Raw genomic sequence first — 13,977 nt, 5'->3', positions numbered from 1 at the left:
CCGCGACCCGGACGCCGCGCGGGTCCCCATGGCGGCCGAGACGTCCCAAAACCTGTCCGACAGTCGGACAGGTTTCCGCGACCCGGCTCACCGACGGAGGGGCCTGCGGGGTTCTCATTTCCCAGCAGGCTGAGCGGGGCTCAGCCCCGGAGGGGCAGGGGCTTCAACCGTGGAGGAGCCGGCGCGTGTGGCGGGCGAGCTGAACCTCCTCATCGCTTGGCAGCACGCGCACCGGACACGATGACGCATCGGTGGTGATGACCTCCCCGCTCGCTTCGTTTCGCCCCGCATCCAACTGGATGCCCAGGTAGCCCAGCCTCGCGCATACGCCCTCGCGGATCCGCGCGCTGTTCTCCCCGATGCCGCCGGTGAAGACGAGCAGGTCCAGCCCGCCGAGCACCGCCGCGTAGGCGCCCACTGTCTTCGCGATGCCGCGCGTGAAGACGTCCACCGCCAATGCCGCCGCTGCGTTGCCCGCCGCCGCGTCGCGCGTGAGGGCCTGCATATCGCTGGTTCCGTCTGACAAACCCCTGAGCCCTGCGTCGTGGTTCACCAGCGTCTCCAGCGCCTGCGCGTTCATTCCGTCCGTGCGCATCAGGAACAGCAGCACGCCCGGATCCAGGTCGCCCGTGCGCGTGCCACTGGGAATTCCGCCGGTGGGCGTGAAGCCCATAGAGGTATCCACGGAGCGCCCGCGCTCGAGCGCCACGAGGCTCGCGCCGTTGCCCAGGTGGGCCACCACGGTGCGGGTGGGCACCTCGGGCATGAGCCTCGCGACGATGGACTCATACGACAGGCCGTGGAAGCCGTACCGCTGCACACCCTGTTCGCGCACGGAACGGGGCAGGGGGAGCGTCGAGGCGACCTCGGGCATCGTGGCGTGGAAGGCCGTGTCGAAGCAGACGAACTGTGGCACGCCCGGGTAGTGCCGCTCGGTGGCCCGGATGAGCCGCAGCGCCGGAGGGATGTGCAGCGGCGCGAAGTGCGTCGCCTCCTCCAGCGCCTTCATCACCTCCGGCGTCAGGGCCTGGTGCTCGCGCAGGCGGGGGCCGCCATGCACCACGCGGTGCCCGATGGCGCGGGGCCGCTCTCCGCCCAGCTCCTCCAGGTGCCGCACGGCCTCTCGGAACGCGTCTTCCTGTGACGGGTGCCGCACGTCCACCGCGCGCACCTGCTTCCCGGTGCCGTCCTTCACCACCAGCCGGCCGTGCTCCGAGCCGATGCGGGTCGCGCTGCCCTTGAAGCGCGCCACCTCCTGGCCGCGCTGCTCGGCGTAGAGGCCGAACTTCAGCGACGACGAGCCGCTGTTGATGACCAGCACCGCGCCCGGGTCGCTCATCGCGCGGTCCACTTCCAGTCGGCCACCTCCGGCATGTCCTCGCCGTGCTCGGACACGTAGAGCTTGTGCCGCTGGCGCACCTCGGAGAAGCGCTGCTCCGCGTCGTCCAGCCGGTGCCGCGCGGCCTTCGAGTGCCGGATGGCATCCAGCGCCAGGGTGAAGCGGTCCATGTCGTTGAGCACCGTCATGTCGAACGGCGTGGTCGTGGTGCCCTCCTCCTTGAACCCGTGCACGTGGATGTTGCCGTGGTTGGCCCGGTTGTACGTGAGCTTGTGCACGAGCGTGGGGTAGCCGTGGAACGCGAACACCACGGGCTTGTCCGTGGTGAACAGGCGGTTGAAGTCCTCCTCGTTGAGGCCGTGCGGGTGGACGTGCACGGGCGCGAGCGTGAAGACATCCACCACGTTCACCACGCGCACCTTGAGCTCCGGGGCCCACTCTCGCAGCAGCGTCACCGCGGCCAGCGTCTCCAGGGTGGGCACGTCGCCCGCGCAGGCCATCACCACGTCCGGGTCGCCGTCGTCATTGCCGGCCCATTCCCACGCGCCGATGCCCGCCGCGCAGTGGCGCACGGCGCTCGCCATGTCCAGCCACACCGGCGAGAGCTGCTTCCCCGCGATGATGAGGTTCACGTAGTTCTTCGAGCGCAGGCAGTGGTCCGCCACCGACAGGAGCGTGTTCGCGTCCGGCGGCAGGTAGATGCGCACCGTGTCCGCCTTCTTGTTGGCCACGTGGTCGATGAAGCCCGGGTCCTGGTGGGAGAACCCGTTGTGGTCCTGCCGCCACACGTGCGAGCTGAGCAGGTAGTTCAGCGACGCGATGGGCTTGCGCCACGGCAACTCCTTCGCGCTCTTGATCCACTTGGCGTGCTGGTTGAACATCGAATCGATGATGTGGATGAACGCCTCGTAGCAGGAGAAGAAGCCGTGGCGTCCGGTGAGCAGGTACCCCTCCAGCCAGCCCTGGCAGAGGTGCTCGCTCAGCACCTCCATCACGCGGCCGTCGACGGAGAGGTGCTCGTCCGTGGGCTCCAGCTTCGCGTCCCAGCTCTTGCCGCTGACGGCGTAGACGTCCTGGAGCCGGTTGGACGCGTTCTCGTCCGGGGCGAACATGCGGAAGTTCTTCGTCGCCAGGTTGTGGCGCATCACGTCCCGCAGGTATCCGCCCAGCACCCGCGTGGCGCTGACCTGCCTGGCGCCCGGCGCGCCCGGGTCGATCGCGTAGTCGCGGAAGGCCGGTAGCACGAGCGGCACCAGCAACTGGCCGCCGTTCGAGTGCACGTTGACGCCCATGCGCAGCCGGCCCTTGGGCGCGATGTCCGCCAGCTCCTCGCGGAAGGTGCCGTTCGCGTCGAACAGCTCGCGGGGCCGGTAGCTGTGGAGCCACGCCTCCAGGATCTTCAGGTGCTCGGGGTTGTCGCGCACCTCGGCCAGCGGCACCTGGTGCGCGCGCCAGGTGCCCTCCACGGGCTTGCCGTCCACGAACTTCGGGCCCGTCCACCCCTTGGGGGTGCGCAGCACGAGCATGGGCCAGCGCGGACGCGTGGGGTCGTTCTTCTCGCGGGCGTGGCGCTGGATGCGGATGATTTCGGCGTAGAGGGTGTCCAGCACCTGCGCCATCCGCTGGTGCATGTCCCTGGGGTCGTCGCCCTCCAGGAAGTAGGGCGTGTAGCCGTAGCCCTTGAAGAGGGCTTCCAGCTCGTCCGCGTCGATGCGGGCGAGCACCGTGGGGTTGGCGATCTTGTACCCGTTGAGGTGCAGGATGGGCAGGACGGCGCCGTCCGAGATGGGGTTGATGAACTTGTTGGAGTGCCAGCTCGCGGCGAGCGCGCCCGTCTCCGCCTCGCCGTCGCCGACGACGCACGGGACGATGAGGTCCGGGTTGTCCAGCACCGCGCCGTACGCGTGGAGGAGCGCGTAGCCCAGCTCGCCGCCTTCGCTGATGGAGCCGGGGACCTCGGGCGCGTCATGGCTGGGCACGCCGTAGGGCCAGGAGAACTGGCGGAAGAGGCGCTTCATGCCGTCGCGGTTGCGCTCGATGTTGGGATACAGCTCCGTGTAGGAGCCTTCGAGGAACGTGTTGGCGATGATGCCGGGCGCGCCGTGGCCCGGGCCAATGAGATACATCATGTTGGCCCGGTGGTTCCGGATGATGCGGTTCAGGTGGACGTAGATGAAGTTGAGGCCGGGCGTGGTGCCGAAGTGGCCCAACAGGCGCGGCTTGATGTCCTCGCGGGTGAGGGGCCGCTCTAGCAGCGGATTGTCCTTGAGGTAGATCTGCCCGACGGACAGGTAGTTCGCCGCGCGCCAGTAGGCGTCGATCTTCCCCAGCTCCTCGTCACTCAGCGGACCCGCCATCTTTCATCTCCCGAGGTGAAGGCCATGCATCCCGGGAGGACCAGACTCCAGGCCCCGCATGTCACGCAATGACCCTGGCGCAAAAAGACAGACGCGTCGGTTTTCCGACAGCGGCGGTGGGCCCGGGTGAGCGTTGGGTTCGCCACACGGCCGAGCGCCTCCAGGACGCATTGGCGGCCACCGGTCCGCGTCCCACTGTCCCGTGCTTTTGGCTGACAAGGAGTCGGACCATGCGTTTGCGATTCGGATGGTTGCTGGCGGGGCTGGCGTTCGTGGGCTGCGGCGGAGCGCAGGAGCTGGACGGGGCCGTGACGGAGGACCGGCAGGTCCAGGCCCAGGCCTGCACGCCCGCGCTGGCGGCCACCAAGGTGAAGGACATCCTCCCCCCGGACGCGCCGCTGCCTTCACCGTTCCGGCCGATCCCGACGGGGCTGACGAACGTGCAGGGCACGCTGTTCTTCTCCGCGGATCCCTACCAGGGGCCGGCGGCCCTGTGGCGCAGTAACGGCACCCCCGCGGGCACCGTGCCGTTCGTGGAGCTCCCCTCCGACGGGCTGACCTTCCGCGAGTTCGCCTCCTTCACCGCCGTAGGCGCGCGCCTCTTCTTCACGATGAACGACCCGGTGGTCGGCAGGGAGCTGTGGGTGACGGACGGGACGGCGGCGGGCACGCGGCTGGTGAAGGACATCACGCCGGGCATCGAGAGCTCCTCCCTGTCGAACTTCAACTCCCTGGGCGGCGCGCTGAGCTTCTTCCGCACGACGGCGAGCGGGATGGAGCTGTGGCGCTCGAACGGGACGACGGCGGGGACCTTCCGGGTGGTCTCCTTCGGACCGGAGGAGTCCATGGCCTATCCCACGGTGCGGACGCATGGCGCGCTGCTGTTCTTCCTCCAGGACGCGGTCCACGGTACGCGGCTGTGGCGGACGGACGGCACCGCGGTGGGGACCCGCGTCGTCAAGCGTCTGGACGCGGGCCAGCCGCCCGTGACGTCGGCGCGGCTGAGCTACACGGGCCTGGGGCTGTTCACCTTGGAGGACACCTCCGGGACGGAGGTGTGGCGGACGGACGGCACGGCGGCGGGCACGGTTCGCCTGGACACCTTCGGCAATCCGGTGACGTTGCTGGGCTCGGTGGGGCCGTACGTCGTCGTGGCCGGGCGCACCGCGGACAACGAGCACTTGAAGCTGTCCCGCCTGTTGCTGACAGGGGACGGGAAGGCGACGGTGACGACGCTGCCCAACCCCTTCGAGGGCCAGCCCTCCATCGAGCCCTACATCCAGGATTCGCAGGAGGCGGGCGGGAAGCTCTACTTCTCCGAGGCGATCAGCTCGCCAGGGCCCGCGGCTCGACAGGTCAGCCTGTGGGTGACGAACGGCACGGCGGGAGGGACGCGGCAGCTCAGCGTGCGGCTCACCACGTCGGATGTGCGCAGCTCGCCCCTGTTCGACACGGGCGCCGGCACGCTGCTCTTCAGCTCGGGCGATGGTGACATGGGCCTGCTGCCCCAGGTCACCAACGGCACGCCCGCGGGCACGGGCCGCGTCACCACCACCAGCCCGGGAGCCAACACCCCCGAGGAGTTCACCCGCGTGGGCAACACCATCTTCTTCCGGGGGTACTCCGGCGTCCACGGGGACGCGCTGTGGTCCGTGCCCGCCAACGTGATGTGCACGCCGCTGAGCGCAAGCGCGGAGTGACAAGGCCGGTGAACGTGAGGCGTGCCGCCGGCTTCCAGGAGGGCCCCACCTCCTGGAACCCGGCGGTCAGTGGGAGGCGGTGACGTCGGACATGTTCACCGGAGTGGTGGCGCGCTTCACCTTGGGGAAGAACAGGCCCGCGGTGAACGCGGCGAGCATCGCCGAGCACATGATCCAGAAGTTGATGGACAGGCCGGTGTTCAGCGCGCCGCCAAGCGTCTCCAGGATGGCGGGAGCCAGGCCGCGCCCGTGCTCGGGGCCGAGCAGCTCCGTGGCGGCGCTGACGGGGACGTTGGGGTCCTTCATGAGCTGCGACACCAGCACGCCGCCCATCACGCCCACGCCCAGCGAGCCGCCGATGGTGCGGAAGAACATGCTGCTCGCGGTGGCCACGCCGCGCAGCTCCCAGCCCACGGTCGTCTGCACGGCGACCATCGTGGCCATGGCCGCGAAGCCCAGGCCAATGCCGAACAGGCCCATGGCGATCTGCGGTACCAGCATGGAGGCGCCCGGCTTGAGCAGCAGCGCCATGAGCACGGTCCCGATGGAGGCCAGACCCAACCCACCGACGATGAGCGGACGGAAGCCCGTGCGCACCATCACCTTGCCGCCGATGAGGCTCGCGAGCGGCCAGCCGACAATCATGGGGGTGATCATCCCGCCCGCCATGGTGGCCGAACCGCCGAGCACGCCCTGCACGTACAGGGGCACATAGGTGGTCGCGCCGAACTGGGCGGCGGAGAAGAGGGCGCCGGCCAGGTTGGAGATGGCGATGGTGGGGATCTTGAAGATGCTCATCGGGATGATGGGCTCGGCGGCGCGCAGCTCCACGAACACGAACGCGGTGAGGAGCAGCGCGGCGACGGGGAGGGCGAGCAGCGTCGCCCCGGAGCCCTGCACCCCGAACAGCAGCGCCACGACGCCCGAGGACAGCAGCGCCGCGCCCGCGTAGTCGAGCCGTGCGCGCTCCTTGCGCTGGAGCTGCTCGTGGAAGAACAGGACGAGCAGCACCATGGACGCGATGCCGATGGGGATGTTGATGAAGAAGATCCAGTGCCACGTGAGGTACTTCACGATGAGGCCGCCGGTGAGGGGGCCCGCGAGTCCGGCGATGCCCCACACGGCGCTGAACGCGCCCTGGACCTTCCCGCGCTGCTCCAGCGTGTAGATGTCCCCGATGATGGTGAGCGCGATGGGCTGCATGGCGCCGGCGCCCAGTCCCTGGAGCACGCGGAACGCGATGAGCATGTTCATGGACGTGGAGAACCCGCACGCCAGGGACGACAGCAGGAACAGGGTGGAGCCGAAGAGGATGATGGGCTTGCGGCCGTAGAGGTCGGCGAGCTTCCCGTAGATGGGGACGGTGATGGTGGAGGACAGCATGTACGCGGTGAAGACCCACGCGTAGTGCTGGATGCCGCCCAGGTCGCTGACCACCGTGGGCATGGCGGTGGAGACGACGGTCATCTCCAGCGCGGCCACGAAGAGGCACAGCGCCAGAGCCAGGGTGGTGAACGGTCGATGGGTGGTGCGCATGTCGGAAGAGGGACCCGGGAAAGGACCCTGGGTAACGCGTGCCCGTCCGGAGCGCCAACGTCAAGCGCGTGAAAAGGGATGACGGGGCCCCTCGCCGGAGATTCCGGGGCCAGTCGGTCAGGGCAGGGCAGCACGAGGTGGGTTAGGGTCCAGCGGCCTCGCGGGTTCGAGGCGCACGGCATGGGCACGGAAACGAAGACGGTCGAGTCAGGGCGCTGGAGGACGGCGGTCGCCGCGGTGTTGGGGCTCTACGCGGTGGGGCTGGTGCTGGCGGAGGCGGTGCTCCAGGCCGGAGCCATCCTGGCCACGGCGCTGGCCCTGGCGCTGGCGGCAACGAAGCGGCTGCGCTTGGAGAAGGACGTCAGGGCGTTCGTGCTGGCGAGCGTCGCCCTGAGCGTCTGGCAGCTCCTGTCCCCGGCGGTGGCGCTGCTGACGGGAGCCGCGACGAAGTGGCCCCGAGGCGCGAGGTACGGCCAGGCGCTGGACACGGTGGCGGGAGCCGCGGTCGCGTGCATCGGGACGTTGGGAGTCCCGTGGCTGATGCTGGGGAGCCTCGTCGCGGGAGGCTGGCTGTTGGCGGCGGCGCTGGGCTTCTTCCAGCACCGGGTGCCATGGCCCTGGGAGCCGCCGAAGTTCACGAAGCTGAACCTGGCGCGCCTGCACGAGAACTTCGGGACGGAGGAGAACCCGAGGTACGCGGCGGGGGGCTTCTTCTTCCACCGGCTGCGGTTCGCGCACGGGGCCATCGCGGTGCTGGGCCCGGCGCTGGCGGTGATGGGCCGCTCGAAGGTGACGCGGCGGCGGGTGCTGGCCGGAGTGATGGTGCTGGGGCTGCTGCTCTCCATCTACGGCGCGTTCGCGAGAGCGGCGCTGGGAGCGGCGCTGGGCGTGTGCGTGCTGGCGCTGCTGCTGTTGCTGCGGGGCACGGCGAGGAAGGCCGGGCTGGGCGTGGCGGTGGCGCTGGTGGCCCTGGTGCTGCTGACGCCCGCGTGGAGGGAGCGGTTCGGCAAGGCGGTGGACAACCTCTTCGGGAGCGGAGAGCGCTCGCTGGCGATGTCCGTGGGCTGGAGGCTGGTGCGGGAGCACCCCTGGGTGGGCGTGGGCTTCGGCAATCACAAATCCGCGGCCCTGGCGACGCAGGCGGAGACGGGCATCACGGACCTCTTGGCTACGGACTCCCACAACCTCTGGCTGACGACGTGGGCGGAGACAGGGCTCGTGGGACTGGTGCTGCTGGCGACGATGCACTTCCTGCTGGCGAAGGCGCTGGTGCGAAGGCACCGGGCGGGTTCGATTCCAGCCACGGGAGCGTTGTTGTCCTTCGTGGGCTTCCACGTCCTGGCCCTGGTGCACTACCTGCCGTTCCACCCCAGCGTGCACCTGTCGTTCATGTTTGTCTGGGGACTGGGGCTGTGCGCGTTCAGTACGCCGCTGCGGCATGAACCTGATTGAGCATTCAAGCTGACGGGGGGGCGTGTGATGGAATCCGTCGCGGTCACGGAGATCGGGCAGTTCGATACCGGGTTGCAGGAGCTGTTCTGTGACTACGTGCCCCAGGTGTTCCGCCGCGCGGACTTCCGTCGTTGGCGCACATGGGGTGAGTGGAACGACGCCTATCGCGCGTTCTCGCTGCTGGAGGCCGGCCGCGTGGTGGCCAATGCCTCCGTGATGCGGATGCGTCTGGTGCTGGAAGGGCGCGAGGTGACGGCCTACCAGTTCGGGGCCGTGGGCTGCCTGCCGTCGCATCGTGGGAGGGGACTGGCACGGGTGGTCATGAACGCAGCGCTGGATGCGTGCGGGGATGTACCCGTGCTGCTCTTCGCCAACCCCAAGGTGCGCCAGTTCTATCCGCGCTTCGGGTTCCAGCCCCAGATGCAGACGCTGTTCGCCGCCAGCCACGAAGCCGCGCCTGAAGGCCCACCCGCGCCCACGCTGTCACTGGAGGACGCGGCCGTGCGCGCTGGACTCGCCAGGCTTTCCAGCGAGGGACTGCCTTCCACGGAGCGCTTCGGTGCGCGGGGCTACGCGACGGTGGCGAGCTGGCCCGTGGCCAATGGCTTCGCGAGGCCCCTGCGTCAGTTGGGAACGGACGCCTGGGCGTTCGCGGGAGTCGAAGGCGAGACGCTGTACCTCGACGACGTCTTCGCCCGCGAGCCCTTCGACCTGCGAGCCTGGATCCCCCGCCTGATTGACCGGCCCATCCGGACCATCCGCTTCGGCTTCACTCCGGAGCGGTACTGGCCCGGTGCCGTGGAGGCCGGTGAGGACATGGAGGCCGACCTGTTCGTGCGGAACCTCCGGCTCTCACCCGAGGCCCACCGGTTCCCGATCATGGCCCACACGTGAATCTGTCCCCATGCCAATCCATGAGGATAGAAGTGAGACTCACTGGCAGCGCTTCTCGACCGACTTGATCCGCACAACACCGTCGACGTTCGCGTCGTTGGTCTGGTCTCCGATGGCGATGGTGCCGTTCGTCGAACTCATACGGAGACCTGGAGCTTCGCGAGGCCCCATCAGCATCCAAGCTCCACGCTGAGGCGTCAGCGCAGGGCTTCGGCCAGGTAGTCGACGAACACCCTGACGCGCGCGGGCAGGTTGGCGCCGCCGACAAAGACGGCGTGAATGTTCTCCACGTCGCCTGGATTGTATTGCTCCAGCAGCGGAACCAGGCGGCCCGAGCGGAGCTCTTCCGCGACGCTGAATGCGCCCACCCGCGTCACCCCCACGCCGGCCGCGGCCAGTTGGCCCAGGGTCTCTCCGTTATTGGCTTCGATGCAGCCCTTCACGGACAGACTGTATTCGTGCCCGTCGCGCACGAAGGGCCAGACCGCTTCGGCCCGACGAAAATTGAAGTTCAGGCAGTTATGGTGATGCAGGTCTTCTGGAACCCTCGGTGTCCCGCGCCGGGCCAGGTAGTCGGGTGATGCCACGATCACACGCGGACTCTCGCCAAGCTTGCGCGCGGTCAAACCGCTGTCCGCGAGCGGGCCGAAGCGGATGGCGACGTCCGTCTCACCCGCCGCGATGTCGACCACCCTGTCTGTCAGGTTGATGTCCACCAGGATGTGTGGGTATCGCGCCGTGAAGTCGCCCAGCAGAGGCACCACGCACAGGCGCCCATGAGACTGGGCGGCGCTCACCCTCAGCCGCCCGCGCGGCGCGCCCAGATCCGCGATGGCCTGCTCCGCGTCGTCCAGCTCCGCCAGGATGCGCCGCGCCGCGCGCAGATAGGCGTGTCCCTCGGGCGTCAGGGTCAGGGCCCGGGTCGTGCGCAGCATCAGGCGTACCCCCAGCCGTGCCTCAATGCGGTCGAGGGTCCGGCTGACCGCTGACGGGCTCAGGTCCAGCTCACGCCCGGCCGCCGAGAAGCTACCGGTCGCCACCACGGCCGAGAAGACGGCCATCTCATGCGCCCGATCCGCGCCGCCCGGCTGCACCTTTGCGTTCATCTCAAGAATCCTTGGCTTTCAAGGGCTCTAACGCGCGTGCGGCCTCCCAGCCATCTTTGCGCGCACAGAACAACGCACCCCGTCGCGCACCGTCGCCGCGGGGGAGAGAAAGGTTCCCGCGGATGAAGCCCAATGCTCCTCTTCTTGCTCTGGCGGTCGGCGCTTTCGGCATCGGCGTCACGGAGTTCGCGCCCATGGGCATGCTGCCTGTGATCGCCACGGACCTCGGCGTCTCCATTCCGGCGGCGGGCCTGTTGGTCAGCGCCTACGCCTTCGGGGTCCTGGTCGGCGCGCCGGTGATGACCTTGACGACCGGCCGGGTGCCGCGCCGGACCCTGCTGGTCGGCCTGATGGGCATCTTCACCCTGGGCAATCTGCTGTCCGCGCTCGCGCCGGAGTACTGGACCCTGATGGCGGCCCGGGTGGTGACGTCGTTCAACCACGGCGCCTTCTTCGGGGTGGGCTCCATCGTCGCGGCCAGCGTGGTCGCGCCCAACAGACGGGCCGGCGCTGTCGCGGCCATGTTCATGGGCCTGACGGTCGCCAACATCACCGGCGTTCCCCTGGCAGCATGGGCCGGGGAGAGCCTGGGCTGGCGCGCCTCCTTCTGGGGCATCGCGGGTCTGGGCGCCCTGGCGATGATCGCGCTGCGCTTGACCCTGCCTCACGGCCAGGTCGAGCGCTCGTCCGACAGCGGTGCGATGAAGGCCGAACTGGCGGTGCTCCGGCGCGGCCCTGTCCTGTCCGCCCTGGCCCTGACGGTCATCGGCTCCAGCGCCATGTTCACCGTCTTCACCTACATCGCTCCAATCCTGAAGGAGCAGACCCGGGCCTCGGCCGGTTTCGTCACCGCCATGCTGGTGACCTATGGACTGGGACTGACGCTCGGCAACTGGCTGGGGGGCCGCTTCGCCGACAGGTCGGTGGACCGGACCTTGATTGTCACCCTGGCGGGCCTCGCCATGCTGCTGGTGGTCTTCGCTGGGATCATGCCGTGGCAGGTGCCCGCCGCCGCGGTGATCTTCCTCTGGGGCGTGGCGAGCTTCGCGCTGGTGCCACCGCTGCAGATGCGGGTGATGACCGCCGCCAGCGACGCGCCGAACCTGGCTTCGGCCATGAACATCGGGGCCTTCAACCTGGGTAACGCCATGGGCGCGGCCCTCGGTGGGGCGGTGATTGGCCTCGACCTCGGCTATCCGGCCGTGGCTCTGGCCGGGGCGGCGATGGCGGGAGCAGGCCTCATCCTGGTCTTGTTGCTGGCGCGCCGCGAGGCCCGCGTGAGCGTCACGCTCCCGGCGCACTGCTGAACCGACAGTCTTTAAAGTCCCAGCTCCAATCCGATGCCCGGAGCCACGGACCAGAGCGACTTCCGGCCCTCTGTGCTCGGGTACCACTCGCCGACCAGTTGGGCACGGAGGAACTCCAGGAAGGTGATGCCCACGAGCCCCTGGACCACCGGCCGTGAGCATGCGGTCACGTAGCTGGCGCCTCCCGCCGGGCAGTTGCTCGTGCCGTAATGGTCATTCGAGCTGAACAACCATCCCGCGCGAAGGGCCAAGCGGCTCTGTGAGAGGAAGGTTTGTCCTGAGCGGGGCTGGAACTCGAGCCCTCCCGTCAGCGCCACGCCAAACGGATCGCCGCTGTTGCCAGAGGACAGGACATCCTCAAGCCCACGGAAGCCAAGCACACCCGCGAACCGGAGCCCGGAGGACAGCGGCATCTCGGAGGCTCCGACGCTCAGGCCGACCTCGCTCGCGGTGGGGCCCATCGTGATGTGCAGCGACATGCGCTGGGGCTCGTAGCTGATGCTGTCCACCGCGAGCTTGCTGGCGAACCGGACCGTGGGCTTGTCCGCGGCGGGTTGCACCGCCGCGAGCCGGTGGGCGGCAGTCCCGAGCGCATGGCGGATGCGGAGGACAGCCTGATCCCCTTGCCCCTTCGGGACGCCCAGGTCCTGGAACCCGAAGTCATACGCCCCGAGCAGTCGCATCGAATACGCCAACTCCGACTCGTCCTTGCTCTGCTTCCAGTCCGGCCATTCATTGAGCTGGAGACCCGGGACATGGGGCGGAGCCTGGCCCGCGATGGCGCGGTCACAGTGCGCATTGCGCCAGGTGCCCGGTGGCACGGTGCCGGCGGACTTGCTGCATGCGTCGTAGAGCTGGTCCAGGGACATCTGTAGCAGCGCCCGGAAATCTGCCAGCGCTTCGCCTTGGCACGCCTGCTCCGCGCTCGGCAGGGAGTCATAGACGGCGCTCAGGCAGGCGAAGGGCTGCCATCCTCCAATGCCATCCATCGCCGCAGCTTGGGGCCGCTCTGTCTTCGTCCGGCCTTCCCGGAACGCGTCATCCATCATCCGCCGGGCGTCATACATGCCCAGGTAGAAGTCGAAGACACGGAAGCTCTTTTCGAAGAAGCCCAGGAACGCGAAGAGGGGCGCACCGGCCGCGGGAAAGTGTCGGCGGGGGAGGGTGAGGCGTTTGGCGATTTCCGGCTCCTCCTCCAGCAGCATGGCCAGTTCCTTGGAACGTGCCGTGTCCACGAAGGCCGCAAGGAGCTCCGCGAGTGTCCCCGGTAGCGAGACGGGCCTGATGCCCTCCTGAGGAGTCGCGATGGGGTACTCCGTCGCGTCCGGGTCGATGAAGGCGAACGCGATACCGGGAGGCGTCGTGCGCGTGTCGGGCTGTGGAATCGGACGCCACTCCAGCTTGCCGCCCGTGGTTTCGCGAAGACCATCACGGGCGAGCCCCACGGCCAGACGCAGGGGCGTGTTGTCGAAGACGCCACCATCGATGAACAGCTCGCGCCTCGCCTCCGAAGGCAGGCAGACCCCAGGCTTCGCGGAAGCTTTTGGTGCGCAGGTTCGTAGAGGCTGGGGCGGGAACGCGATGGGGAAGGACATGGACGCGAGCAGCAATTCGCGCAGGTTCGCGAAGGGGATTTCTCCCTGCTCGTCTGTTTCGAGCAGCAACTCCAAGCGCCGGCCCTCGCGAGTGGTGTAATTGGTTGCGCGAGGAGTTCGTCCCTGCCCACGTCCCTGGATGCGAATGGCGAACTTCTCTTCAAGCCTGGGAAGGTCGAGCCGCCCGTTCGCGGCCTGAAGGGCACGAGGCGAAAGACGCGTCGTTGAAACTCCGAGCACCATGTCGCATGAGCGATCCAGGCCTCGATTCCAGGCCTGTTCAATATGGGAGGCGCGGCGTTCCAGCGCCTCCCGGGAGAAGACACCGAGCGGGGTCGTCGATGTCGGGATGAACAGGTCGTTGAACCCGATGGGAACCCAGATGTCCCAGAACAGCGATTGGGCCGGCGTGGTGGCATCCACGCCACAGGTCGCCATGACTGCCAGCAACGCGTTAAGGCTCCCCGCTGAGGCGCCCGTTACGAGCCGCAGGTCCACGGCGCGCTCTCCCTGTGACGATGTCCCCGAGTAATACAGGAACCCCGCCTCATACGTCCCCAGGGATACGCCTCCACTCACGGTGAGCGACACTGCCTTCGGGGATGCAAATTGGGACGAGTCCAGGAGCTGGGCGCTCACGTTCGAAGTGGCGAGGAACAGCATGAATGCGAGAGCGCGAGGCATTGAGGAA

9 protein-coding genes are annotated in these 13,977 nt (G+C 68.6%); 4 read left to right on the top strand and 5 right to left on the bottom strand.

Features of this window, described 5'->3' with window-relative positions; genetic code table 11:
• Nucleotides 1-163: 163 nt before the first annotated feature.
• Both K8612_RS03630 and K8612_RS03625 read right to left on the bottom strand, forming a co-directional pair.
• Nucleotides 164-1,339 carry an acetate/propionate family kinase gene (locus K8612_RS03630; RefSeq protein ID WP_223761269.1) on the bottom strand — a complete coding sequence of 392 codons (1,176 nt, stop codon included), beginning with the start codon at nucleotides 1,337-1,339 and terminating at the stop codon, nucleotides 164-166.
• Nucleotides 1,336-3,696 (bottom strand): phosphoketolase, encoded by a 2,361-nt coding sequence (locus K8612_RS03625; protein WP_223761268.1) that lies wholly within the window; start codon nucleotides 3,694-3,696, stop codon nucleotides 1,336-1,338. The genes K8612_RS03630 and K8612_RS03625 overlap by 4 nt, the downstream gene beginning before the upstream one ends.
• Before the next feature lie 230 nt (nucleotides 3,697-3,926).
• Here K8612_RS03625 and K8612_RS03620 point away from each other — a divergent pair, with 230 nt between their 5' ends.
• A complete protein-coding gene (locus tag K8612_RS03620) occupies nucleotides 3,927-5,396 on the top strand; it encodes an ELWxxDGT repeat protein (RefSeq protein WP_223761267.1) in 1,470 nt (489 codons plus the stop codon).
• A 66-nt stretch (nucleotides 5,397-5,462) separates the two neighbouring features.
• Here K8612_RS03620 and K8612_RS03615 read toward each other — a convergent pair whose 3' ends face one another.
• Nucleotides 5,463-6,932, bottom strand: a complete 1,470-nt coding sequence (locus K8612_RS03615; protein WP_223761266.1) for an MDR family MFS transporter — start codon at nucleotides 6,930-6,932, stop codon at nucleotides 5,463-5,465.
• 180 nt (nucleotides 6,933-7,112) lie between these two features.
• Between K8612_RS03615 and K8612_RS03610 the strand changes: the two genes are divergently transcribed.
• Together K8612_RS03610 and K8612_RS03605 are read left to right on the top strand one after the other, a co-directional pair.
• On the top strand, nucleotides 7,113-8,384 hold the full coding sequence (locus K8612_RS03610) for an O-antigen ligase (RefSeq protein WP_223761265.1): 1,272 nt from the start codon (nucleotides 7,113-7,115) through the stop codon (nucleotides 8,382-8,384).
• Between the two features lie 27 nt (nucleotides 8,385-8,411).
• Nucleotides 8,412-9,278: a GNAT family N-acetyltransferase gene (locus K8612_RS03605; RefSeq protein WP_223761264.1), complete on the top strand. Its 867-nt coding sequence runs from the start codon at nucleotides 8,412-8,414 to the stop codon at nucleotides 9,276-9,278.
• A 197-nt stretch (nucleotides 9,279-9,475) separates the two neighbouring features.
• Here K8612_RS03605 and K8612_RS03600 read toward each other — a convergent pair whose 3' ends face one another.
• Nucleotides 9,476-10,384 (bottom strand): LysR substrate-binding domain-containing protein, encoded by a 909-nt coding sequence (locus K8612_RS03600; protein ID WP_223761263.1) that lies wholly within the window; start codon nucleotides 10,382-10,384, stop codon nucleotides 9,476-9,478.
• Between the two features lie 122 nt (nucleotides 10,385-10,506).
• On the opposite strand from K8612_RS03600, the gene K8612_RS03595 reads away from it, so the two are divergent.
• Entirely contained in the window at nucleotides 10,507-11,691 is a 1,185-nt protein-coding gene (locus tag K8612_RS03595) for an MFS transporter (protein ID WP_223745046.1), read from the top strand.
• Nucleotides 11,692-11,702: 11 nt separating this feature from the next.
• Here the strand turns inward: K8612_RS03595 and K8612_RS03590 are convergent, their stop codons facing one another.
• A complete protein-coding gene (locus K8612_RS03590; RefSeq protein ID WP_223761262.1) occupies nucleotides 11,703-13,949 on the bottom strand; it encodes a patatin-like phospholipase family protein in 2,247 nt (748 codons plus the stop codon).
• Between the last annotated feature and the right edge of the window lie 28 nt (nucleotides 13,950-13,977).

Origin of the sequence: Corallococcus sp. AS-1-6, from assembly GCF_020037015.1 — a bacterium.
Classification (GTDB): Bacteria; Myxococcota; Myxococcia; order Myxococcales; family Myxococcaceae; genus Corallococcus.
This window is presented reverse-complemented; position numbering and strand designations above follow the sequence as displayed.

What these genes read in the sequence shown, in the direction of transcription:
- K8612_RS03590 (WP_223761262.1), bottom strand. Translation starts at nt 13,949, where the DNA reads ATGCTGTTCCTCGCCACTTCGAACGTGAGCGCCCAGCTCCTGGACTCG.
- K8612_RS03595 (WP_223745046.1), top strand. Translation starts at nt 10,507, where the DNA reads ATGAAGCCCAATGCTCCTCTTCTTGCTCTGGCGGTCGGCGCTTTCGGC.
- K8612_RS03615 (WP_223761266.1), bottom strand. Translation starts at nt 6,932, where the DNA reads ATGCGCACCACCCATCGACCGTTCACCACCCTGGCTCTGGCGCTGTGC.
- K8612_RS03605 (WP_223761264.1), top strand. Translation starts at nt 8,412, where the DNA reads ATGGAATCCGTCGCGGTCACGGAGATCGGGCAGTTCGATACCGGGTTG.
- K8612_RS03610 (WP_223761265.1), top strand. Translation starts at nt 7,113, where the DNA reads ATGGGCACGGAAACGAAGACGGTCGAGTCAGGGCGCTGGAGGACGGCG.
- K8612_RS03620 (WP_223761267.1), top strand. Translation starts at nt 3,927, where the DNA reads ATGCGTTTGCGATTCGGATGGTTGCTGGCGGGGCTGGCGTTCGTGGGC.
- K8612_RS03630 (WP_223761269.1), bottom strand. Translation starts at nt 1,339, where the DNA reads ATGAGCGACCCGGGCGCGGTGCTGGTCATCAACAGCGGCTCGTCGTCG.
- K8612_RS03600 (WP_223761263.1), bottom strand. Translation starts at nt 10,384, where the DNA reads ATGAACGCAAAGGTGCAGCCGGGCGGCGCGGATCGGGCGCATGAGATG.
- K8612_RS03625 (WP_223761268.1), bottom strand. Translation starts at nt 3,696, where the DNA reads ATGGCGGGTCCGCTGAGTGACGAGGAGCTGGGGAAGATCGACGCCTAC.